Source organism: Synechococcus sp. CCY 9618 (assembly GCF_019038415.1).
Taxonomy (GTDB): domain Bacteria; phylum Cyanobacteriota; class Cyanobacteriia; order PCC-6307; family Cyanobiaceae; genus Cyanobium.
On the sequence record NZ_JAFKRG010000010.1, the window covers coordinates 17,856 to 40,092 of the forward strand.

Annotated in this window: 21 protein-coding genes, 3 tRNA genes and 1 other RNA gene; 11 read left to right on the forward strand and 14 right to left on the reverse strand. The window is 71.4% G+C overall.

Annotated features, from left to right (window positions below; all coding sequences use genetic code 11):
- Positions 1-56 precede the first annotated feature (56 nt).
- Positions 57-728, reverse strand: a complete 672-nt coding sequence (locus tag KUG41_RS03090; protein WP_216900962.1) for an ATP-dependent Clp protease proteolytic subunit — start codon at positions 726-728, stop codon at positions 57-59.
- Positions 729-759: 31 nt separating this feature from the next.
- Positions 760-1,923, reverse strand: coding sequence for a PIN/TRAM domain-containing protein (locus tag KUG41_RS03095; RefSeq protein ID WP_216900964.1), 1,164 nt, complete (start codon positions 1,921-1,923; stop codon positions 760-762).
- 92 nt (positions 1,924-2,015) lie between these two features.
- Between KUG41_RS03095 and hemW the strand changes: the two genes are divergently transcribed.
- A complete protein-coding gene (gene hemW, locus KUG41_RS03100) occupies positions 2,016-3,236 on the forward strand; it encodes a radical SAM family heme chaperone HemW (protein WP_216900966.1) in 1,221 nt (406 codons plus the stop codon).
- On the opposite strand, the gene panB is transcribed toward hemW, so the two are convergent.
- Positions 3,157-3,990, reverse strand: coding sequence for a 3-methyl-2-oxobutanoate hydroxymethyltransferase (gene panB, locus KUG41_RS03105; protein WP_216901121.1), 834 nt, complete (start codon positions 3,988-3,990; stop codon positions 3,157-3,159). The two genes, hemW and panB, sit on opposite strands and share 80 nt — an antisense overlap.
- 44 nt (positions 3,991-4,034) lie before the next feature.
- Here panB and ffs point away from each other — a divergent pair.
- An RNA gene (gene ffs / locus KUG41_RS03110) (signal recognition particle sRNA small type) lies at positions 4,035-4,131 on the forward strand.
- A 33-nt stretch (positions 4,132-4,164) separates the two neighbouring features.
- Here the strand turns inward: ffs and ftsZ are convergent.
- From ftsZ to miaB, 5 genes are all read right to left on the reverse strand, one after another.
- On the reverse strand, positions 4,165-5,253 hold the full coding sequence (ftsZ, locus tag KUG41_RS03115) for a cell division protein FtsZ (protein WP_216900969.1): 1,089 nt from the start codon (positions 5,251-5,253) through the stop codon (positions 4,165-4,167).
- Between the two features lie 215 nt (positions 5,254-5,468).
- Positions 5,469-6,341: a cell division protein FtsQ/DivIB gene (locus KUG41_RS03120; RefSeq protein WP_371734010.1), complete on the reverse strand. Its 873-nt coding sequence runs from the start codon at positions 6,339-6,341 to the stop codon at positions 5,469-5,471.
- Positions 6,338-6,748: a hypothetical protein gene (locus KUG41_RS03125; RefSeq protein WP_216900971.1), complete on the reverse strand. Its 411-nt coding sequence runs from the start codon at positions 6,746-6,748 to the stop codon at positions 6,338-6,340. The genes KUG41_RS03120 and KUG41_RS03125 overlap by 4 nt, the downstream gene beginning before the upstream one ends.
- Positions 6,745-7,863 carry a D-alanine--D-alanine ligase family protein gene (locus KUG41_RS03130; RefSeq protein WP_216900973.1) on the reverse strand — a complete coding sequence of 373 codons (1,119 nt, stop codon included), beginning with the start codon at positions 7,861-7,863 and terminating at the stop codon, positions 6,745-6,747. The genes KUG41_RS03125 and KUG41_RS03130 overlap by 4 nt, the downstream gene beginning before the upstream one ends.
- A gap of 26 nt (positions 7,864-7,889) precedes the next feature.
- Positions 7,890-9,299, reverse strand: coding sequence for a tRNA (N6-isopentenyl adenosine(37)-C2)-methylthiotransferase MiaB (gene miaB / locus KUG41_RS03135; RefSeq protein ID WP_216900975.1), 1,410 nt, complete (start codon positions 9,297-9,299; stop codon positions 7,890-7,892).
- A gap of 79 nt (positions 9,300-9,378) precedes the next feature.
- Between miaB and KUG41_RS03140 the strand changes: the two genes are divergently transcribed.
- Positions 9,379-10,458 (forward strand): enolase C-terminal domain-like protein, encoded by a 1,080-nt coding sequence (locus KUG41_RS03140; RefSeq protein WP_216900977.1) that lies wholly within the window; start codon positions 9,379-9,381, stop codon positions 10,456-10,458.
- The gene (locus tag KUG41_RS03145) at positions 10,445-11,545 is read left to right on the forward strand and encodes a DUF1611 domain-containing protein (protein WP_216900979.1); all 1,101 of its coding nucleotides are present in this window, start codon (positions 10,445-10,447) and stop codon (positions 11,543-11,545) included. Before KUG41_RS03140 ends, KUG41_RS03145 begins: the two co-directional genes overlap by 14 nt.
- 14 nt (positions 11,546-11,559) lie before the next feature.
- Here KUG41_RS03145 and KUG41_RS03150 read toward each other — a convergent pair.
- Positions 11,560-11,632: transfer RNA gene (locus KUG41_RS03150), tRNA-His, on the reverse strand.
- Positions 11,633-11,674: 42 nt separating this feature from the next.
- Between KUG41_RS03150 and KUG41_RS03155 the strand changes: the two genes are divergently transcribed.
- From KUG41_RS03155 to KUG41_RS03165, 3 genes are read left to right on the forward strand one after another with little or no spacing between them, the layout of a single operon-like run.
- Positions 11,675-12,109, forward strand: coding sequence for a DUF4359 domain-containing protein (locus tag KUG41_RS03155; protein WP_216900981.1), 435 nt, complete (start codon positions 11,675-11,677; stop codon positions 12,107-12,109).
- Positions 12,110-12,144: 35 nt separating this feature from the next.
- Positions 12,145-13,422 carry an amidohydrolase family protein gene (locus KUG41_RS03160; RefSeq protein ID WP_216900989.1) on the forward strand — a complete coding sequence of 426 codons (1,278 nt, stop codon included), beginning with the start codon at positions 12,145-12,147 and terminating at the stop codon, positions 13,420-13,422.
- Positions 13,415-14,860, forward strand: coding sequence for an FAD-binding oxidoreductase (locus tag KUG41_RS03165; protein ID WP_216900991.1), 1,446 nt, complete (start codon positions 13,415-13,417; stop codon positions 14,858-14,860). The genes KUG41_RS03160 and KUG41_RS03165 overlap by 8 nt, the downstream gene beginning before the upstream one ends.
- On the opposite strand, the gene KUG41_RS03170 is transcribed toward KUG41_RS03165, so the two are convergent.
- From KUG41_RS03170 to murA, 5 genes are all read right to left on the reverse strand, one after another.
- Entirely contained in the window at positions 14,857-15,372 is a 516-nt protein-coding gene (locus KUG41_RS03170; RefSeq protein WP_254216787.1) for a pentapeptide repeat-containing protein, read from the reverse strand. The genes KUG41_RS03165 and KUG41_RS03170 overlap by 4 nt on opposite strands.
- A 32-nt stretch (positions 15,373-15,404) precedes the next feature.
- Positions 15,405-16,709, reverse strand: coding sequence for a folylpolyglutamate synthase/dihydrofolate synthase family protein (locus KUG41_RS03175; RefSeq protein WP_216900993.1), 1,305 nt, complete (start codon positions 16,707-16,709; stop codon positions 15,405-15,407).
- Positions 16,710-16,724: 15 nt separating this feature from the next.
- Positions 16,725-17,903, reverse strand: coding sequence for an aspartate aminotransferase family protein (locus tag KUG41_RS03180; RefSeq protein WP_216901125.1), 1,179 nt, complete (start codon positions 17,901-17,903; stop codon positions 16,725-16,727).
- 11 nt (positions 17,904-17,914) lie between these two features.
- Positions 17,915-17,996 (reverse strand) — tRNA-Leu (locus KUG41_RS03185).
- A 12-nt stretch (positions 17,997-18,008) separates the two neighbouring features.
- Positions 18,009-19,310: a UDP-N-acetylglucosamine 1-carboxyvinyltransferase gene (murA, locus tag KUG41_RS03190; RefSeq protein ID WP_216900997.1), complete on the reverse strand. Its 1,302-nt coding sequence runs from the start codon at positions 19,308-19,310 to the stop codon at positions 18,009-18,011.
- Positions 19,311-19,528: 218 nt separating this feature from the next.
- On the opposite strand from murA, the gene KUG41_RS03195 reads away from it, so the two are divergent.
- From KUG41_RS03195 to KUG41_RS03210, 4 genes are all read left to right on the forward strand, one after another.
- Positions 19,529-19,612 (forward strand) — tRNA-Leu (locus tag KUG41_RS03195).
- Positions 19,613-19,622: 10 nt separating this feature from the next.
- The gene (locus KUG41_RS03200; protein ID WP_216900999.1) at positions 19,623-19,871 is read left to right on the forward strand and encodes a hypothetical protein; all 249 of its coding nucleotides are present in this window, start codon (positions 19,623-19,625) and stop codon (positions 19,869-19,871) included.
- Positions 19,872-19,948: 77 nt separating this feature from the next.
- On the forward strand, positions 19,949-20,728 hold the full coding sequence (locus KUG41_RS03205; protein WP_371734012.1) for a TrmH family RNA methyltransferase: 780 nt from the start codon (positions 19,949-19,951) through the stop codon (positions 20,726-20,728).
- Positions 20,729-20,764: 36 nt separating this feature from the next.
- Positions 20,765-22,237 carry a dihydrolipoyl dehydrogenase gene (locus KUG41_RS03210; RefSeq protein WP_216901001.1) on the forward strand — a complete coding sequence of 491 codons (1,473 nt, stop codon included), beginning with the start codon at positions 20,765-20,767 and terminating at the stop codon, positions 22,235-22,237.

Consider the following 22,237-nt stretch of genomic DNA (forward strand, 5'->3'; position numbering starts at 1 on the left):
GAAAGGGTGGAAGGGGAGGGGCGACCAGTCCGCCGCAGCGGGGCGGATGCCGGGGGTCAGCCCACGGTGGCGGCCGTCGGCAGCTCCTTGCGGCTGGTGAGGACCCGGTCGATCAGGCCGTAGGCCATGGCCTCCTCGGCGGTGAGGTAGGTCATCCGGTCGGAGTCCTTGGAGAGCTCTTCGACCGTTTTGCCGGTGTTCTCCGAGAGGATTTCCAGGAGGCTGTGCTTGTTGTGCAGCACTTCCTTCGCCCGGATCTGGATGTCGCTGGCCTGGCCGCGGGCACCGGAGCGGGGCTGGTGCAGCACGATCGAGGCGTGGGGCAGGGCGGCCCGCTGGCCCTTGGTGCCGGCCGACAGGATCATGGCGGCGGTGCCCATGGCCTGGCCGATGCAGATGGTGTGCACCGGTGGCTTCACGTAACGCAGGGTGTCGCAGATGGCGAAGGCTTCGGTCTCGAAGCCGATGGCGTCGCCGGAGTACCAGCTGGTGCCGGTGGAGTTGATGTAGAAGAAGATCGGCTTCTCCGGATTGTCGAATTCCAGATACAGCAACTGGGCGATGATCAGCTCGGTGACATCGATGCCCATCTGCCGTTTGGCGTCGTCATCGGAGAACAGGGGCAGGCCCAGATAGACGATGCGCTCCTTGAGCAGCAGGGACGGCAGATCAGGCGGCGGCGTGCGCATCACCGCGGAATCGCCGTAGTAGGGGGCCGACACCGTCATCCGCACTCACCATCAGGCATGAGGCAGGAGCCTAGCCGGGGCCCGGAGGCTGGTGCTCCCGCACGGCGACGGGTTTCCCGCCCTGCTTCTCCGGGGACTTGCCGTTGCCCCGCTCGCCGTGGCGGTCCTGATGGCGGTCGCAGCGGGCGAACACCATGCGGCCGGTTGGGGTCTGGAGAGCGCCGGTGACGGTCACGGGCAGCCGTTCGCCGATGCACTGGCTGGCATCCTCCACCACCACCATGGTGCCGTCCTCCAGGTAGCCCACGCCCTGGTCGGCCTCCTTGCCTTCACGCACGATCTTGAGCTGCAGCCCGTCGCCCGGCTGAACCTCTGGCCGCAGGGCGATGACCAGTTCGCTGAGGTTCATCACCTTCAGCTCCTGCACCTGGGCGACCTGGGCGAGGTTGTAGTCGGCGGTGAGCAGGGTGCCGCCGGTGTCGGCGGTGAGCTTGAGCAGCTTGTCGTCGGCGCCGTTGCCGCTGTAGCGGGTGCTGTTCACCACCAGCCGGCGGCCGTAGGCCTCCCGCAGTTCGGTGAGCAGCTTCAGGCCCCGGCGCCCCTTGGCCCTCTTCTCACCGTTGGAGGAGTCGGCCAGGGCCTGAAGTTCATCGATCACCGCCTGGGCCACGATCACCTGACCCTCCAGCAGGCCGGAGGCCAGCAGGCCGCGGATGCGGCCGTCGATGATCACGCTGGTGTCGAGGATCTTGGCGCTGGCCGGCTGCAGCACCCCATCGGCCACCAGCAGGGCCTCGGTGCTGGCCGGATTGAACAGACGCAGCAGGGTGCGGCCGTGCACCTCCGCCAGGTTGTACCCCAGCACGCCGAAGAACACGTTGCTGAGCACCGCCGCCAGCGGCTTGATCAGCACCACCTCCCAGGGCAGGGGCAACAGCAGAATCGGGGCCAGCAGCAGGTTGGCCACCAGCAGGCCCAGGATCAGCCCCACCGCGCGGCTGACCAGCAGATCGGTGGGCATGCTGCGCACCTGGGCCATCAGGCGGCGACGCAGCTGCTGGAAGAAGATGCCGGCGATCAGGCCGAAGAAGGCGCCGAAGCCGCCCATCACCCAGCGAAGGCCTTCCTGGTTGGTGACCTCGATCAGCAGCTGCTCGGGCAGCAGGTCGACACCAAGCCAGCCGGTGGCGGCTCCTGAGATCAGGAACAGCAGCAAGATGAGGGTGTCCACCATGCTTCGAAGTGCCGACGCCTTGGCGCCCTGCAGGTCCGCCAAACAGCTTGGCCGATCTTTCTCCGTTTGGCCTCCAGGGATTACCGCCCGTGATGGATCCCCGATCCGCCTATGTCCACATCCCCTTCTGCCACCGCCGTTGCTTCTACTGCGATTTCCCCGTGGTGCCCCTCGGAGACCGGGCCGACGGGAGTCGGTCCGGCTCGATTGCCGCCTACCTGGAGCTGCTGCAGCGGGAGATCGCCGCATCCCCCGGCGGGCCGCCGCTGGCCACGGTCTATTTCGGCGGGGGAACCCCCTCGATGCTCACCCCAGCCCAGGTGGGGGGATTGCTGGAGGCCCTCTCGCACCGCTTCGGCCTGGCCCCGGGAGCGGAGCTGAGCCTGGAGCTGGATCCGGCCAGCTTCGATGAGGCCCGCCTGGCGGGCTACCTGGCGGCGGGCATCAACCGGGTGAGCCTGGGGGGCCAGAGCTTCGACGACCGGGTGCTGGCCGACCTGGGCCGCCGCCATCGGGCTGCTGACCTGGGCCAGGCCGCCGGCTGGCTGCGCCGGGCCCGATGCCGGGGCGAGCTGGCCAGCTGGAGCCTGGATCTGATCCAGGGCCTGCCGGGGCAGAGCGCGGCCCACTGGGAGGGCCAGCTGGACCAGGCCATCGCCCTGGAGCCCCCGCACCTGTCGGTGTACGACCTGATCGTCGAACCCGGCACGGTCTTCGAGCGGCGTCAGGAGCGGGGCGCACTCGCGCTGCCGCCGGAGGATCTGGCCGCCGATCTGATGGAGCGGACCTGGGCGCGGCTCACGGCCGCCGGCTACGGCCACTACGAGATCTCCAATTACGCCCTGCCCGGCCACGCGTCGCGTCACAACCGCGTCTACTGGAGCGGCGCCGGCTGGTGGGGGTTCGGCATGGGCGCCACCGGGGCCCCCCGGGGCCGGCGGCGGGCCCATCCCCGGACCCGGGCCGGCTATGCCGCAGCCCTGGCGTCACCGGCGCCGCTGTCGGCCGATGACCAGGACGGGCCGCACTCCGAGGGAATGCCCTTCGATGAGTTGCTGCTGGTGGGCCTGCGCCGGCGGGAGGGGGTGAATCTGGGGGAACTGGCCCGCCGGCAGCGTCTGGATCCGGCCCTGGTGGAGGACCTGCGCCGGCGGCTCAGGGATCAGGAGCAACGGGGCCTGCTGTGCATCGAAGGGCCCCGCTGGCGGCTGGCGGATCCGGCCGGGCTGGCCCTCAGCAATGGGGTGCTGCGGGAGATGCTGGCCTGGTGGGAGGAGCTGCAGGAGGCGCCGCAGGGGCCCGTTGCTCCCTGACCCAGCGCCCCAGGGCCTCCCCGGCGATCGCCCGACCGTCCACCAGGGGCGGGCTGAAGGGCGGCTGGCGGCTGGTGAGCCCCAGCAGGTCGGCCGTCACCCGCACCTGGCCGTCGCAGCCGTCCCCGGCGCCGATGCCGATCACCGGAATCGCCAGGCGGAGGCTCAGCTCGGTGGCCAGCTCCGCCGGTATGTGCTCGAGCACCAGGGCGAAGCAGCCGGCCTCCTGCAGGGCGAGGGCCCGGCGCCGCAGCCGCTCCTGGCTGACCGGATCGCCGGCCTGACGGCGGTAGCCCAGCTGATGCACCGACTGGGGCGTCAGCCCCAGGTGACCCATCACGGGGATGCCGCTGCGCACCATCCGATCGATCACGGCCAGGGTCTCGGGTTCGGCCCCCTCCAGCTTCACCGCCACGGCGGGGGTTTCCTTCAGCACCCGGCCCGCCGCCGCCAGCGCCTCTTCCAGCCCGCACTGATAGGTCAGGAAGGGGAGGTCGCAGATCAGCAGAGGCGAACCGTTGGGCGCGGCTGCCGCCAGCCCCCGGCCGGCGGCGCGGCAGTGGTGCAGCATCTCCTCCAGGGTCACCGGCAGGGTGGTGGCGTGGCCGAGCACCGCCATCGCCAGGGAGTCCCCCACCAGCACCGCATCCACACCGGCGCCGGCCACCACCGCGGCGGACAGGGCGTCCCAGGCGGTAAGCACGGTGATCGGCAGGCCCGCCTGCTTGCGCCGTGTCAGATCAGCGGGTCGCAGGGGCACGGCACAGGGTTCGCAGGGGCCATTGCTAGCATCACAGCGACTCGGACCCACGCGGCTCTGACGCCCAAATCTGGTCAGGACCGGAAGGGAGCAGCCACACGGGATGCTCAGGGCAGGCGTGGACTCCGGGTCACCCCATTTCCGGGCCCGCCCTTCTGAGCGGCGGCCTCAGTCGACCCGGTTCTGACGGTTGATCAGGAACGGCGGGATCATGGCTCCCCGCTCCTCGGCGGAGTGGGTGAGGTTGTCGGTGAACGTGGCCGTGCTGCGCTCCGGCCGGTAATGGCCGCCGCTCTCGAAGCCGGTGGCGATCACCGTCACGTGGATCTCGCCTTCGTAGGTCTCGTCCACCACCGCGCCCACGATGATGTTGGCGTCCGGGTCGACCACGTCGTAGATGACCTCGGAGGCCGTGGTCATGTCTTCCAGGGTCATGTCCTTGCCGCCGCTGATGTTGATGACGCAGCCGTGGGCGCCATCGATGCGGGCGGATTCGAGCAGGGGGCTGCTCATGGCGGCCTGGGCCGCCTCGATGGCCCGGGAACGGCCGGAGCCCACCCCGATGCCCAGCAGGGCGGTGCCGGCGTCGGCCATGACCGAGCGGATGTCGGCGAAGTCGACATTCACCAGACCCGGCCTTGTGATGATGTCGGTGATGCCCTTGACGCCCATGCGCAGCACGTCGTCGGCGGCCCGGAAGGCCTCCTGAAGGGGAGCGCCGGCGATGGCATCCCGCAGCCGGTCGTTGGGGATGATGATCAGGGTGTCGACGTGCTCGGCCAGCCGGGCGATGCCTTCCTCCGCCTGGCGCAGTCGCTTGCGGCCCTCAAAGCCGAAGGGTTTGGTCACGATGCCCACGGTGAGGGCGCCGCATTCCTTGGCCACCTCCGCCACGATCGGCGCCGCGCCGGTGCCCGTGCCGCCCCCCATGCCCGCGGCGATGAACACCAGATCGGCCCCTTCCAGGGACTGCTGCAGATCCGCCCTGGATTCCTCCGCGGCCTTCTGGCCGATCACCGGGTTGCCGCCGGCGCCGAGGCCGCGGGTGAGCTTCTGGCCCAGCTGGATGCGCTGGCCGGCCGCGGACTGCAGCAGGGCCTGGGCATCGGTGTTGAGCACCCGGTAGCCCACCCCTTTGAGATCGGTGGCAATCATCCGGTTCACTGCGTTGCTGCCGCCTCCCCCCACGCCGATCACTTCGATCCGTGCCGACTGGCTCGGAACGATGCCGTTGCTGCTGGGCGAGATCTGGCTCATCGCGTGGTGCTCCTGCGGGGACGAAAGATCGACGGTGGATGGGCGGTCCTGTTCGCGCGTCATCGCGGGAGGGGGTGTGTGGCCGTTGATCTGCGGCTGCATTATGTCGGTGGCCAGCTCAGCCGAAGTTGCGGATAGATCACATTGGACCGAATCGCTTCAGGGCGCAACGGCCTGTGAGGAATGTCTCGTCGGTCTCCTGTGGGCGGGATTGCTCACTGGGCCCCCGCCGGAGGCGTGGTGGGTCCGGCCGTCGCTCCAGGGGCCGCGGCCGGGGCGACGTCCTTGCCGGTGAGACTCAGTTCGGGCTGTTCGGGATCGCTCAGATCGATCAGCTGGGGCGGGGATCCCTTGATCCGGGCCGGCAGGGTGCGGCCGAGATGGGCGGCCACCTCCAGGCGCCGGTTCAGGCGGGCGTCGGGGGGGCCGAGGCGAACCCGACCCAGCTGGGTGGTGACCAGCCAGAGGCTGCCGTCCGGCTCGAAGCGGATCTCCCGCAGCCCCGGTCCCAGCAGCTGCCGCTGTTTCAGCACCTGGGCCAGCACGGCCCGGTGGCGGGCGTTCCAGCCCACCACGAGCAAGGAGAGGTCCCCCTTGCTGCGCACCCCCTGGTGCTGGCGGATGCTGATCCAGTTGCCCAGCCCATCGACGAACCCCACCTCCGGACCGCGATCGGTGCGACGCTCGGCCCGGGCCACCGCCTCCCGGTCCTTGAGCTCCACCCGCAGCCGCGGCGGCAACATCAGGCGGCTCACCTTCACCTGCTCCACCGGCAGGGCTCCCATCAGGTCGCTGGCCACCTGGCGGGGCTGCAGCCCCATCAGGGGCTGGGGGAAGCGCAGGCCCGCCGCGTTGATCGCCTGGTCGCGACTGACCACGGCACTGCCGAGCACCTCCACCTGGGCTGGCTCCCGCAGGGTCCAGCCCTGGCGCAGCAGCAGGTAGCCCAGACCGGCGGAAAGGCCGCTGAAGACCAGGATGCGCCACAGCTGACGCAGCCGCTCGCCGCGGCGCTGCCGGCGCAGTTCCTTGCGGCGCAGGACCCCTGGAGGCAGCGGCGCTCCCGGGGGCTTGGGGGCCCGCTTCACAGCTCGCAGCGGGAACGGGCCATGAGTTCATCCATCCAGAGACGGGCCCGGCGGGCATCTGCGAAGGGCAGGTCGTCCTGCTGACCGCAGCCCACGAGACGCAGCCGGCAGGCCCCTTCGCTCTCTTCGGTGAGGGGGGCCTCGCCGGAGCTGAGGGAGAGCAGTTCCACCATCTCCAGCCGCTTGATGGTGAAGCAGCCCTCCGGCTGGAAGCTGCCGGCGACGAAGCGGCTCCAGCTCAGTTCGCCGTCCACCAGCCGGGCGGCGCCACAGCCATCCAGCTTGGCCAGTTCCGCACCGCTGGCCCATTCACGGAACAGGTGCTGCCGGCGCCGCTCGATCCAGCCGAGGGCCGCCAGGAGCACGAAGACCGCCAGCAGGGGCAGCCAGAGCAGGCCATGGATCATGGCGCCGTTCCTTCCATTGACATCCGGGACTGCCATCCTCCCGCGCCCTGAACCAATTGATGCACCAGGTCCGGGAGTGGTAATCCACTGGCCTCCCACAGCATGGGATACATGCTCTGGCTGGTGAAACCCGGCAGGGTGTTGATCTCGTTCAGCCAGAGGCTGTCCTCGGCGTCGTCATAGAAGAAGTCGACCCGGGCCAGTCCCCCGGCGGCCACCGCCCGGCAGGCGGCGAGGGCCATCGCCCGGGCCCGTTCGCTCACCGCGTCGCTCACCGCGGCGGGGATCACCGTCTGGCTGAGCCCTTCGCTGTATTTGGTGGTGTAGTCGTACCAGTCGGCGTCGAAGCGGATCTCACCCAGCACCGAGGCGCTCAGCCCGTCGCCGGGGCCCTCGGCCCGTTGCAGCACGGCGCACTCCAGTTCCCGTGCCTTCACCCCTCGCTCCACCACCAGGCGCCGGTCGAGATCGGCCGCCAGCGCAAGACCGGTCCGCAGGCCGGCCCGATCGGTGACCTTGCTGATGCCCACCGAGGAGCCCATGTTGGCCGGCTTGACGAAGCAGGGATAGCCGAGCTGGTGCTCGATCCTTTCCAGCAGCCCCTCCGGCCCCCCCCCGCCGTCCCCGGCCAGGTCGGCGGCCTGCACGCAGACGTAGGGCACCTGGGGCAGGCCAGCGGCGGCGAAGGCGGCTTTCATGGCCTGCTTGTCCATGCCCAGGGCCGATCCCAGCACCCCGGAGCCCACGAAGGGCACCCCCATCAGGGTGAACAGCCCCTGGATCGTGCCGTCCTCCCCGTTGGGGCCATGCAGGACCGGAAACCACACCTCCACCTCCAGAGCTCCCTCGGGAAACCCCTGGAAGCCTCCCGACGCCGGCGAACCGGGCCGATCCTCACTGTCGGCGGGCTGGCCCTTCTCCAGCACCGCTGCGGCCACAGCCTCGGGCCACCAGGTGCCGCGGCGGTCGATGTAGAAGCAGCTGACGCGGTAGCGCCCGCTGTTGGCGCCGCTGCGCAGCCCCCGCAGCACGGTGCGGGCGGAGAGGATCGAGACGGCGTGTTCGCCGGAGGCTCCACCGAACACCAGGCCGACGCGGGTGGGAACGGGAGCCATCGGCGCGGGAAAGAGCGCCAAAGGTATCAGCGAACCTCGCCCCGGCCCAGGGGACGGCCGCTGAGGGAGAACGGACGCACCGCCTCGATCACCACGTCCACCAGATCTCCCGGCCTGTGGAGACGGCCATCGCCGGGGTCGGCGGCGAAGAAGGTGAGGCGGTTGGTGCGGGTGCGGCCCATCAGCTGGGAGGGATCCCGGGGATTGAGCCCTTCGGCCAGCACCTGCTCCCTACGGCCCAGGTAGCGGGCGCTGCGCTGCCCCGCCACCTTCTCCACCAGGGCGTTGATCTCCCGCAGCCGCTCCACCTTCACCGCCTCCGGCAGCTGGTCGGGCCAGTCGGCGGCGGGGGTGCCGGGCCGGGGGGAGTAGGCGGCGGTGTTGACCTGGTCGAAGCCGATCGCCTCGATCAGGTCGAGGGTGCGGCGGTACTGGGTGTCGGTCTCGCCCGGGAAGGCCACGATCACATCGGCGCTGATGGCCGCATCGGGGATCCGATCCCGGATGCGGTCGATGATCCGCCGGTAGCGCTCCACCGTGTAGCCCCGGGCCATGGCCCGCAGCACCTCATCGTCGCCGCTCTGGAAGGGGATGTGGAAGTGCTCGCAGACCCTGGGCAGGTCGGCGCAGGCATCGATCAGCCGGTCGGTGAAGTAGCGGGGGTGGCTGGTGGCGAAGCGGATCCGCTCGATCCCGCGCACGTCGTGCACGGCGTGGAGCAGGTCGGTGAGGGTGTGGGCCCGGCGGCCCTCGCTGGTGATACCGGGCAGGTCGCGGCCGTAGGCATCGATGTTCTGCCCCAGCAGGGTGATCTCCCGGAAGCCCCGGGCCGCCAGCTCCGCCATCTCGGCGCGGATGGCCTCAGGGCGGCGGGACTGCTCCCGGCCCCGCACCGCTGGCACCACGCAGTAGGTGCAGTGCTCGTTGCAGCCGTAGATCACGTTCACCCAGGCGCAGACGGCGCTGTCCCGCCGGGCCGCGGTGATGTCCTCGAGGATGTGGTGCTCCTCGGTGGCCACCACCTGCTGGCCGTTCTCCACCCGGGTGAGCAGGGCTTCGAGCCGGTTGGCGTGCTGCGGGCCCATCACCAGATCCAGTTCCGGCACCCGGCGCAGCAGCGATTCCCCCTCCTGCTGGGCAACACAGCCCGCCACCACCAGGGTGAGGGCCGGGTTGATGCGCTTGCGCCGGGCCTGGCGGCCCAGATAGCTGTAGACCTTCTGCTCGGCGTTGTCGCGGATCGTGCAGGTGTTGTAGAGCACCAGATCGGCCGTGTGCTCGTCGCTGCCCGGGCGATAGCCCATGGCCTCGAGGATCCCGGCCATGCGCTCGGAATCCGCCTTGTTCATCTGGCAGCCGAAGGTGGTGATCCAGTAGCTGCCGCGCCGTGCCGAGGGCGCCTGGTCGGCCGGGGGGCCGGAAACGGTGGCTGTCATGGGATCCAGTTTCCGCCATCGCCCCGCCGGCGCCAATGGGACAGCTGTGGCAGCGTGAGGATCCCGGCCCTTTCCTGGCATGCGCTGCCGCCTGAGCCGCTTTCCCCTCACCAAAGTCGTCCCCCTGGCGATCAGCCGGGGCACCACCGCCGCCGTGGAGCACCTGTTGCTGGAGGTGGAGCACGGGGGCCTCACGGGCCTGGGCGAGACCGGCGGCTTCGACACCGGCCACCGGGCCTACGCCACCGACGCGCTGGCGACCGAACTGGAGGCCCTGCTGCCCCGGCTGGAGGCCCATGATCCGGAACCGCTCCAGGCCCTCGAGCCCCTGCTGGCGGGCCTCTCGCCGCCGGCCCGCTGCGCCGTGGACCTGGCCCTGCACGACTGGTGGGGCCAGCGGCTCGGCCAGCCCCTGCGGCGGATCTGGGGGCTCGACGACGGCGCCATCAGCGCCACCAGCGTCACCCTCGGCCTGGGCAGCGAGACGGCCGTGCTGGAGCGGCTGGACCGCTGGTGGGCCCAGCTGCCCGCCAGCCGCATCAAGCTCAAGCTGGGCAGTCCGGAGGGAGTGGACCACGACCGCTCGTTGGTGCAGGCCGTGGCCGGCGCCCTGGAGCGGCGTCGCCAGAGCCACGGCATGGCCTTTGAGCTGCAGGTGGACGCCAACGGCGGCTGGAGCCTGGAGCAGGCCCGGCCGATGCTGGGCTGGCTGGCGGAGCAGGGGGTGGTGCTGGTGGAGCAGCCCCTGGCCCCCCTGGCGGATCCGGAGGCCGACAGCGCCGCCTTCGCGGCCCTCGAGCTGGACTGTCCCATCGCCCTGGTGGCGGATGAGAGCTGCTGGAACCTGGCCGATCTGGTGCGGCTCGCCCCCTATGTCGACGGGGTGAACATCAAGCTGCTGAAGAGCGGCGGCCTGAGTGAGGCCCTGCTGATGGCCCGGGCGGCCCGGCGCCTGGGCCTGGGGGTGATGCTGGGCTGCTACTCCGACAGCGCCCTGCTCAACGGGGCCGCCGCCCAGCTGCTGCCCCTGACGCGCTGGCCCGATCTCGACAGCCACCTCAACCTGGTGGACGATCCCTTCGAGGGACTGGGCCTGGACGGGGATCGGCTGGTGCCGCCGTTGGGTGCCGGGCTGGGGGTGAGTCTTGCTCGCCGCTGATGCCCCGATCGTGCTGCTGCAGCACCGGGGCCTGGACAACCTGAGCGGCAAGACGGGCCTGGCGATGCTCCGCTACCGCCCCGGACCGATCGTGGCGGTGGTGGATCCGGTCCATGCGGGCGCCGACCTGCAGGCGGTCACCGGAATCAACCGGGCCGTTCCGGTGGTGGGGTCGCTGCCCGAGGCCCTGCCCTTCGCTCCGGCGGTGGCGGTGGTGGGCCTGGCCCCCTCGGGGGGCCGGCTGCCCGAGGACATGGCCGTGGATGTGGTCGCCGCCCTGGCGGCAGGACTCTCGCTGGCCAGCGGTCTGCACAGCCGCCTGGGGGACGATCCCGCCCTGGCCGCCCTGGTGCAGCCGGGCCGCTGGATCTGGGATCTGCGCCGGGAGCCGCCCGATCTGACCGTGGCCGCCGGGCGTGCCGCCGCGCTGCAGGGCCGCCGCCTGCTGGCGGTGGGCACCGACATGTCGGTGGGAAAGATGAGCGCCTGCCTGGAGCTGCATGCCGCGGCCCGACGCCGGGGGCTGGATGTCCGCTTCGTCGGCACCGGCCAGGCCGGCATCCTGATCAGTGGCTCCGGTGTCGCCCTTGACGCCGTGCGGGTGGACTACGCCGCCGGGGCCGTGGAGGCGGCGGTGCTGGCGGCGGCGGCCGCGGCGGGCCCCGCCACTCTGGTGCTGGTGGAAGGGCAGGGGTCCCTCTGCCACCCGGGCTCGAGCGCCACCCTGCCCCTGATCCGCGGCAGCCAGCCCACGGGTCTGCTGCTGGTGCACCGGGCCGGCCAGCGCACGATCCAGCGGCTGGAGTCGATTCCCCTGCCGCCCCTGGATCAGCTGATCACCGCCCTTGAAGCCCTGGCGGCCCTGGCCCGGCCGGCGGAGCCGTTTCTGCCGCCCCCGCGGGTGGAGGCCATCGCCCTCAACACCGCCCACCTGGACGGGCCGGCGGCGGCGGCGGCCCTGGCGGCCACGGCGGCGGAAACGGGCCTGCCCTGCTGCGATCCGGTGCGCCAGGGCGGCGAGGGCCTGCTGGAGGCCCTCACCAGGAAGGGGGAAGGGTCGGGCCAGAAAAAAGACCCGACGCCGTAGCGCCGGGCCTCAAGGGCGAGCGAGGGGACTCGAACCCCCGAATGGTGGCGCCACAAGCCACTGCCTTAACCACTTGGCGACGCCCGCCGCGATCTTTGCCAATGTATCAAGCGAGCCTGCCGGCCCTCCTTGCCCCCCCCCTCCGCCACCACCCGCACCGTCTCCGGTCTGCTGGGTCTGGCCGCCGTGGCGGGCGGCCTGCTCGGTCTGGCCGTGACCAACCCCGGTCCCGCGGCCTTCGAGGAGTTCGCCGCCGAGAAACTCACCGAACTGGCCAGCGAGGAGCTCTGCCGCAGCGATGGGCTGCCTCTGATGGCCCAACTGCTGATCCATCACTGCCCGGAGCTGGTGCGGTCCCAGCGCAAGGTGCTGGGCCGCCTTGCCCGCGAACATTCGCGCCGTTACAACTTCGGCCTGCTGAGCCTCTACCGCACCCGGCTGGGCGGTGAGCAGGTGCTGCCGACCTGGCGCATCCCCCGCTACGACGCCCTCACCCTGGCGGTGGCGGGCCACTTCCTGTTGCTCACCGCCGGAGAGAGCGAGTCCGGCAGCTCCACGCCATGACCGGGGCATCGCCCCCGACAGGGACCCTGCCGCCGATGCGCATTCCCAGGGCCCTGCTCGATCCCCGCTGCCGTCTGCCGGCCGCCGATGATCAGGGGCTGGTGGCGGTGCGACTGGAGCACGCCGACGGTCGGATCCAGGCCATCCATGCCGTGGCCGCCGGCCCCGCGGAGGAGTCGCTGTCGGATCCGCATCCCCTGCCGCTGGCGCTCACCCCCCTGGTGGAGCCCCACGCCCACCTGGACAAGGCCTTCAGCGGCGAGGCCTTTCCCAACCCCGACGGGACCATGGCCGCCGCCATGGAGGCGAACCGGCGGGAGGCCGGCAGCCGCCGGGCCCAGGTGGTGCACCAGCGTGGGGAACGGGCCCTGGCGCGGGCCTGGCGCTATGGGCTCCGGGCGATCCGCAGCCACATCGACAGCCTGGGCCCCTGGGCCGCTCCCAGCTGGGAGGTGCTGGTGGAGCTCCGCCGTCAGTGGCGCGGCCGGGTCGAGCTGCAACTGGTGGCGCTGGTGCCCGTCGGCCACTGGTCCACGGCCGAAGGTGAGGCGCTGGCGGCCTGGGTGGCCTGCCGGGGCGGTCTGCTGGGAGGGGTGCTCGGCGCGCCGTTCCGGTCCACACCGGCCGACCGGAACGGCCTGCTGGCGCTGCTGCGGCTGGCGGAGCGTCACGGCTGCGGCGTGGATCTGCACGTCGACGAGAGCGTGGAGGACCACGGCCGGGGGGTGGCCCTGGTGAGCGGCCTGCTGCTGGAGCACCGCATCGCGGTGCCGCTCACCTGCAGCCACGCCAGCAGCATGGGGTTGCTGCCCGACCGACCCTGCCGCCAGCTGGCGGAGACGATGGCGGCCGCGGGGGTGGGGGTGGTGGCCCTGCCCAGCACCAATCTGTGGCTGCTCGGCAAGCGCCCCGGGCGCACCCCGTCCCTGCGGCCCCAGGCGCCGATCCGCCAGCTGCAGGAGGCCGGGGTGACCGTGGCGGTGGGGGGCGACAACGTGCAGGACCCCTGGTTCCCGGGCGGGGATTTCGACCCCATCGCCCTGCTGCGCTTCAGCCTCGCCTCCAGCCACCTGGCGCCCTGGCGGCGGCTCGGGCTCAGTCCCTTCAGCACCGCCGCGGCCCAGCTGCTCGACCTTGACTGGGACGGGGTGCTGCGGGAGGGTGCGCCTGCTGACCTCGTGGTGCTCGGAGCGTCGTCATGGGGTGACCTGCTGGCCCGCCCCCCCCGGCGCCGGGTGCTGCGCTCCGGCCGCTGGCTTGAGCCACCCTCCTCCGAGGAGCCGTCTCCCCTGCTGGTCGCCTGCCATGGATGACATCCCCGCCAGCAGCATCCCCGCCAGCAGCATCACCCCGGCGGGCTTCTCCGACCTGGTGGATCCCAGCCGGATTCAGGCGCTGGTGGCCGAGCTGGCCGCCAGCCCGCTCGGGATCGCCCCGATCCTGTCCGCCGCCGAGCTGACCCCCCTCTCAGCCGACTCCTACGACTATTCACCTCTGCTGGTTCCTCTGCTGGAGGGCAAGCGGGCCCAGCTGGCGGTGAGGGCCGACCGTGTGGAGCAGGTTCTGGCGGTGGCCGGGGCCTGCGCCCGCCACCGGGTGCCGCTCACGGTGCGGGGCGCCGGCAGCGGCAACTATGGCCAGTGCGTTCCGCTGGCCGGTGGCCTGGTGCTCGACCTGACCGGCCTCAACCGCCTGCGGTCCGTGGACCCGGCCAGCGGCGTGGCGGAGGCGGAGCCCGGCTGCGTGCTGGCCGACCTGGATGGTCTGCTGGCACCCCACGGCCGGGCGCTGCGGCTGGCGCCGAGCACCTACCGCACCGCCACCCTGGGGGGGTTCATCGCCGGTGGATCAGGGGGCCTCGGATCGCTGCGCTGGGGGTTCCTGCGCGATCCGGGCCACCTGCTGGGACTGGAGGTGGTGACGCTGGAGGCCGAGCCCCGGCTGCTGCGGCTCGACGCCGCCGCCAGCGCTCCCCTCAATCACGCCTACGGCACCAACGGCATCCTCACCGCCCTGCGGCTGGCCACCACCGAGACCGTGGCCTGGCAGCAGCTGGTGGTGGGCTTCGACGGCTGGGAGGCGGCCCTGGAGGCGGCCCGGGAGCTGCCCGCCACGGCGCTGCTGCTCAACGCTCTCTGCCTGCTGGAGGCTCCGGTGGCGGTCCGCATGCCCTGGCCGTCGGGCTGCCCCGCCGCCGGCCCCGGCGAGCACCGCCTGCTGCTGCACGCCGCCCCCGACACCATGGAGGTGCTGCCGGGGTGGCTGGCGGCCCGGGGGGGGCAGCTGCGCTGGCAGGGGCCGCCGGCGGAGGCTGGGACGCCGAAGGGGGCCCGGGGGCGAACACTTCCCCTCTGGGAACTCACCTGGAACCACACCACCCTGCACTGGCGTGCCCGGGCCCAGGACTGGACCTACCTGCAGCTGCTGCTGCCCCGGCCGGAGGCCCCCCTGCTGGAGGCGGTGCGCCGGCGCTGGGGGGCCGATGTGCTCTGGCACCTGGAGGGGGTGCGCCAGCAGGGGACCCCGCGGCTGGTGGCCCTGCCCCTGCTGCGCTGGCAGGGGCCCCAGGCCCTGGCGGACCTGATCGCCCAGTGCCAGGACCTGGGGGCGGTGCTGTTCAATCCGCACGTGGTCACCGTCGAGGACGGCGGCCTGGGGGTGGTGGACGCCGACCAGGTGGCGGCCAAGGCGGCCTACGACCCGGCCGGACTGATGAATCCGGGCAAGCTCAGGGGCTGGCAGGGGCCTTAGCGGCAGTCGAGGCTCTGGCGGGTGTCGGCTCCGGTGACCGGGTTGGAGCCGCGGGCGTCCCGGCAGAGGATGCGCTGATCCACCCGGTCGATCAGGGCATCGGTGAAATCGGCATCGGTGACCGTGGCGCCGGTGAAATCACTGCCGGAGGCGATCGCCCTCCGCAGCACCGCACCGGTCAGGTCGACGCCGCTCATGTCCACCTTGTCCATGAGGGTGTCGCTGAGGTCGGCGCCGCTGAAGTCGGCCTCCGGGAAGGCCGCCTGGGTGAGGATCGCCCCGTGCAGGTCGGCCCCCTGGAAGTTGGCCTGGCGGCCGGTGGCGCCGGCGAAGGAGCTGCCTGCCAGCTGCTCGCCGCTGAAGTCCTTGCCGCTCTGGTTGGTGAGGGTGTAGTCCACCCGGTCCTGATCGTCGGCCCGCGCCACGGGGGGCGCCACGAGCAGCAGGGTCAGCAGCAGAGGCAGGATCGCCGCCCGGACCCATCGCCATCGGGGCCGGCGGGTCTCTGCCATGGGCCTGGGAGCTTCGGATCCGAGCACCGTCGTCATGGGCCTTGGCTGGGGGGTACCTCTTCAGGCTGGCCCGGCGCGGCAGCTTCGTCAGCCTGCGGTCCGTCGAGCAGTGGCAGCGCTGCGCCCAGCAGGAACAGGGAGCCCGCCACCACCGGCAGGGGGCCGGGCGCCAGCAGCCCCATGAGTCCGCCGGCCAGCTCCGGGGCCGTCTGGAGCTGATCGGCCAGATCAGGACAGGCCGCAGCCAGGTCCTGCCGTGTCCAGCTGGCATGGTCCGGCACCGCCACCACCGCCGCCCGATCGCCGGGTCGCAGCAGTTGCTCCAGCATCACCGGCCCCTCCTTGTGGCGCTGGATGCCCAGCAGCCAGCGGCGCGGCAGGCCGCCGTCGAGCCGGTCCAGTTCCCTGCGCAGGGCCGCCGCCGCCGGTGGGTTGTGGGCCCCGTCCAGCAGCAGCTCCCGGCCCCGCCAGCGGCATCGCTGCAGCCGTCCCGGCCAGCGGGTCGCCGCCAGCCCGGCGCGGACCATCCCCTCGTCCAGGGGCCAGCCGGCCAGGGGGCCGTCCGGAGCCACCAGGGCCCGGGCCATCGCCACGGCCACGGCCCCGTTGTGCCGTTGCAGCTCCCCTGCCAGACCCAGCACGGGTCCGCCGTCGGTGGTGGCGGGCAGGGGATCCAGCCAGTGCAGGCGGGCTCCCCGCCGGTGGGCCTCCTCCTCCAGCACCCGGCGGGCCTCGGGGGCCTGGGCGGCGCTGAAGGCCCGGCAGCCGGGGCCCATCACGGCGGCCTTTTCGGCGGCGATGGCCGCCAGGGTGTCGCCCAGGTGCTCGCGATGGTCGAGGCCGATAGCCCCGAAGCCCACCACGGGCCGGCGCGGATGCACCGTGGTGGCATCCAGCCTGCCCCCCAGGCCCACCTCCAGCACCGCCAGGTCCACCCCTTCGCGGGCGAAACGGTCGAAGGCCGCGGCGGTGATCAGCTCGAAGGGGGTGAGCCGGTGGCGGCGGGCCAGAGGCTGCCAGCGGGCCAGATCGCCACGCAGGGTGGCCGGGGCGATCCAGGCGTCATCGATCTCGATCCGCTCGCACCAGCTCACCAGGTGGGGGGAGCGGTAGGTGCCGACCCGCACCCCGGCCGCCCGAAGGATGGCGTGCAGGAAGGTGCTGATCGAGCCCTTGCCGTTGGTGCCGGCCACCTGGGCCGCGGCGAAGCGCCGCTCCGGATGGCCCCCCGCGGCCAGGGCGCCGACCAGCCGGTCCAGGCCCAGGTCGATGCCGCGGCGGGCGAAGGGCTCAAGCAGGTCGCCCAGCTCGACGGGAGGTGGCAGCAGGGAGGGCAAGGGTGGGGCGCCGGATCAGGCCAGGGTGAGCAGGGCCTTCTCCAGACGCTTCACCGCCTTGCGCAGCTGGCGCGGCTTGATCACCAGGGGGGGCACGAAGCGAACCACGCCAGGGCCGGCGGGCACCACCAGCAGCCCTTCGGCCATGGCGGCCTTGACCAGCTCCGGGGCGGTGGGCCCGCCGGGCTGGAGCACCAGGCCGCGCAGCAGCCCCCAGCCCCGTTCCCCCGCCAGCTGCTCGGGATGGCGTGCCACGAGCTCCTGGAGCAGCGTCTGCAGCAGGGCGCCGTGAGCCGCCACCTTGGCCAGCAGGCCGCGGCGTTCGATCTCCTCGATCACCGTGAGGCCGGCCCGGCAGGCGAAGGGGTTGCCGCCGAAGGTGCTGGCGTGGTCGCCGGGACGGAAATGATCCACCGCCGCTTTCACCGCCAGGGCGCCGATGGGGATGCCGCCGCCCAGGCCCTTGGCCATGGTGAGGGCATCGGGTTCGACCCCCAGCTGCTCGTACCCCCACCAGTGGCCGCTGCGGCCGACGCCGATCTGCACCTCATCGAAGATCAGCAGGATGCGGTGGGCATCGCAGAGTTCCCGCACCCGCCGGAAGAAGGCGGGATCGCCGGGGTTGACGCCCCCTTCCCCCTGGAGCGGTTCGAGCAGCACGGCCGCCACCCGGGGACCATCGGCCTCGCAGGATTCCAGCAGGGCCTCGAAGGCCGCCGTGTCGTTGTAGGGGAAGTAGCGGAACCCCGACACCATGGGTTCGAACCCCTGGTGGTACTTGGGCTGGCCGGTGGCGGTGACCGCTGCCAGGGTGCGGCCGTGAAAGCTGGCCTCGGCGGTCAGGATCAGCGGATCGGCGATGCCGCGCACCTGGTGGCCGTGCTTGCGGGCCAGCTTGATGGCGGCCTCGTTGGCCTCGGCGCCGGAGTTGCAGAAGAAGACGCGGTCGGCGCAGCTGCGGGCGACGATCGCCGCCGCCAGCTCCTCCTGTTCCGGGATCCGGTAGAGGTTGGAGACGTGCTGGAGCTGCCCCAGCTGGTCGCAGAGCCGGCGCCGCAACACCGGGTCGCTGTGGCCCAGGGTGCAGACGGCGATGCCGGCGACCATGTCGAGATACCGCCGGCCGCCTTCGTCCCACAGCCACACCCCCCGGCCGCGCTTCAGGGCCAGGGGAAACCGGCCGTAGGTGTCCATCACCGGGGGGATGGGAGCGGTGGGACTTGAACCCACATGCCCGAAGGCGCTCGATTTTGAGTCGAGTCCGTCTACCAATTCCGGCACGCTCCCGCAGGGGGAATTCTAGGCGGCGGCGATCCTGCGGATCGATGCGCCGGCGGCGTTGAGCTTGCCTTCCAGATCCGCATAGCCGCGATCCAGGTATTCCAGACCTCGCACGGTGGTGATGCCGTCGGCCGCCAGCCCGGCCAGCACCATCGCGGCGGAGGCCCGCAGGTCGGTGCCGTGGACGGGGGCGCCGCTCAGCCGGGCCACCCCCTCGACGCAGGCGGTGTTGCCCTGCATGCGGATCGAGGCGCCCATCCGCTGCAGCTCGGCCACGTGCTGGAGGCGGTTCTCGAAGATGTTCTCAACCACCATGCTGGTGCCTTCGGCCGTGGCCAGCAGAGCCATGAACGGGGCCTGCAGGTCGGTGGGGAAGCCGGGGAAGGGCTGGGTGCGCAGATCCACGGCGCGGATCTTGTCGGCGGTGATGTTCAGGCCGGTGCCATCGGCCCGGATGCGGCAGCCCGCTTCCTCCAGTTTGGTGATCACCGCACCCAGATGCTCCGGAAGGGCGGGGAACACCCGCAGCCGCGAGCGGGTGATGGCTCCGGCGAGCAGAAAGGTGCCGGCTTCGATGCGGTCCGGGATGACGGCGTAGTCGGCACCGTGCAGGGTCTCCACTCCGACGATGGTGATGGTGGGGGTGCCGGCGCCGCGCACCTTGGCCCCCATGGCCAGCAGCAGCCGGGCCAGGTCGATCACCTCGGGCTCCTGGGCCGCGTTGTCGATGACCGTTTCGCCGTCGGCCAGGGCGGCCGCCATCATCAGGGTCTCGGTGGCTCCGACGCTGGGGCAGTCGAGGTGGATGTGGCCGCCGGTGAGGCGGCGCTTGCGGCCGGGCACGACGGCGGTGACCACGCCGTGTTCGATGGTGACCTGGGCCCCGAGGGCCTTGAGGCCCTTGACGTGCTCCACCACCGGGCGGGTGCCGATCTGGCAGCCCCCGGGAAGGGGCACCTGGGCCATGCCCATGCGGGCCAGCAGGGGGCCGATGCAGAAGAAACTGGCCCGCAGGCTGTTGACCAGCTCGTAGGGGGGGGAGGACGTGGCGATGTGATCCCCGTGCAGCACGATCGCGTCGCCCCCTCGCTGCACCCTCACCCCAAGGGCCGAGAGGATTTCGCCCATGGCGGTGATGTCGGTCAGGGGCGGCACGTTGCTGAGTCGCAACCCGTCTTCAGTGAGCAGACAGGCGGCCATCAGCACAAGGGCCGAATTCTTGGCGCCGCTGACCCTGAGCTCCCCATCCAGACGCCGTCCACCACTGATCTCCAGCCTGCTGGCGGCGATGGCCTTGACAGGCATGGGGGATACAGTCATGGACAGGAGTCCTGGTATCAATTTCTGGGGCATCTTGACAACGAATGCTGCTGTCGTCTAGGGGCCGCCGCCCAAACTGGCTTTTGGTTGTCCCCGCGTCCAATCGTTCCCGCCCCTGATCCGGGGACGGCCTTGATCAGCGGCCCTGGCGACGGAAACGGCACCGGTGATGATTTATGCTCCCACCGACGCCACGACTCCGTGGCGGCTACTCGCCCGCGGATGTGGCGGAATTGGTAGACGCGCTAGTTTCAGGTACTAGTGGCAGCAATGTCGTGGGAGTTCAAGTCTCCCCATCCGCATGATTTATCCATGATTGTTCTCAAGATCACCAACGCTTCCGACGTCGTTGCCTCAAACATCGGCAAATTTCTGGAACGCCTGACACCTGACGGTTACGACCAGAACAAGGTTGAGGACATCGTCATCGATCGTCTGGCGGCGAATCTCAAGGCCGAAGGTATCCGGGGTGAGGTGGCGGCGGTCAAGGGGCTGGACCTCCAGGATGATGACCTGGTCATCCACGACCGGCTCAAAATCCGGCGCCGGAAGACCATCTGACGACCGCCGGATCCGCTGCTGATCCTCGCGGCTTTCCCGAGGCCCTCGAGCCCATCCGCAGCATCCGCAACCCTCTTATCCAGGCGCTGCGGCGGCTGCATCGTTCCGCAGGCAGGATCGAGCAGGGGCTGCTGCTGCTGGAGGGTACCCACCTGCTGCAGGAAGTCCTGCGTCAGGGGCTTGTGCCGGACCTGGTGCTGGCCACTCCGTCCTGGCTCGGGACGCATGGTCTTCTGCTGGCCCGACTGCCTGCGGCAGTGCCCCTGAAAACCTGCACCGATGTGGTGCTGGACGCCGCCGCCACCACCCGCCACCCGGATGGTGTGCTGCTCACCCTGGCGACCGGCGCCCTCCCCGCCCCGGGGACCACGACTCCCGACTTTGTTCTGGCCCTCGATCGGCTCCAGGACCCTGGCAACCTCGGCACCCTGCTGCGCACGGCCCTGGCGGCGGGGGTGGAACGGGTGTGGCTGGGGGAGGGGGCCGATCCGCTCCAGCCCAAGGTGCTGCGGGCGTCCAGCGGTGCGGCCCTGGCCCTGCCGCTGGAGCGGCTGACGGCCGCAGAGCTGCGGACACGGCTGGCGGCGGGCCGGGCCGTTGGGCTGCAGCTGGTGGCGGCGGTGGTGCCGGAGGCGGACGGGGACGCCCTCCCCTACTGGGACCTGGACTGGCGGCGGCCCACGGCCCTGCTGCTCGGCAACGAGGGGGCCGGGCTGGATCCGGAACTCGCCCGGCTGGCCGAGCGGCGGGTGACGATCCCCCACAGCCCGGCGGTGGAGTCGCTGAACGTGGCGGCGGCGGCGGCCCTGCTGCTGCTGGAGCGCTCCCGCCAGGCCCACGGCCGACCCGGGCCCTGACAGGGGAGAATGCCCCGATCCCTGCAGCAGTAGACGGTGACCGCAGCGCCCGCTTCCCCCCCCTCCGGCTTCGATTTCGACGTGATCGTGATCGGCGCCGGCTATGGCGGCTTTGATGCGGCCAAACACGGGGCCGAGCACGGCCTGAAGGTGGCGATCGTGGAATCCCGCGACATGGGCGGTACCTGCGTCAACCGGGGCTGCGTGCCCTCCAAGGCCCTGCTGGCGGCCAGCGGCCGGGTGCGGGAACTGGCCGACGCCGAGCACCTCAAAGGCTTCGGCATCCACGCCGCGCCGGTGCGCTTCGAGCGCCAGAAGATCGCCGACCACGCCGCCCAGCTGGTGGCCACGATCCGCACCAATCTCACCAAGACCCTGGAGCGCTCCGGCGCCACGATCCTGCGGGGCAAAGGCCGGCTCGATGGGCCCCAGCGGGTGGCGGTGCGGGAGACCAGCGGGGTGGAGCGGGTCCACACCGCCCGGGAGGTGATCATCGCCACCGGCTCCGATCCCTTCGTGCCGCCCGGCATCGAGACCGATGGCCGCACGGTGTTCACCAGCGATGAGGCCATCAACCTGGAATGGCTGCCCCGCTGGATCACGATCATCGGCAGCGGCTACATCGGCCTGGAATTCGCCGACGTCTACACGGCCCTGGGCTGTGAGGTCACCATGATCGAGGCCCTGGATCGGGTAATGCCCACCTTCGATCCGGACATCGCCAAGATCGCCGCCCGCCATCTGATCGACGGCCGCGACATCGATGCCCGCTCCGGCGTGCTCGCCAGCCGGATCATCCCGGGTTGCCCGGTGACGATCGAGCTGGTTGACATGGCTACCCGGGAGCCGGTGGAAACCCTCGAGGTGGATGCGGTGCTGGTGGCCACAGGCCGGGTGCCGGTGAGCAAGGAGCTGAATCTGGCCAGCGTGGGGGTGGAGACGAACCGGGGCTTCATCCCGGTGGACGACGGCCTGCGGGTGCTGGCCAACGGCGAGCCGGTGCCTCACCTCTGGGCCGTGGGCGATGTGACCGGAAAAATGATGCTGGCCCACACCGCCGCCGCCCAGGGCACGGTGGCGATCGAGAACATCCTCGGCCACGGCCGCCGCATCGACTACCGCTCGATTCCCGCGGCCACCTTCACCCACCCGGAGATCAGCTCGGTGGGGCTTTCGGAGGCCGATGCCAAGGAGCTGGCCGAGACGGAGGGTTTCGCCCTGGGCAGCGTACGCAGCTATTTCAAGGCCAACTCCAAGGCCCTGGCCGAACTCGAGAGCGACGGACTGCTGAAGCTGCTGTTCCGCAAGGACACCGGCGAGGTGCTGGGGGCCCACATCTACGGACTCCACGCCGCCGACCTGATCCAGGAGATCGCCAATGCGGTGGCCCGGCGCCAGGGGGTGCGGCAGCTGGCCAGCGAGGTGCACACCCACCCCACCCTCAGCGAGGTGGTGGAAGTGGCCTACAAGCAGGCCGCCGCCAGCCTGGCCGCGCCGGTGGGGGCCTGA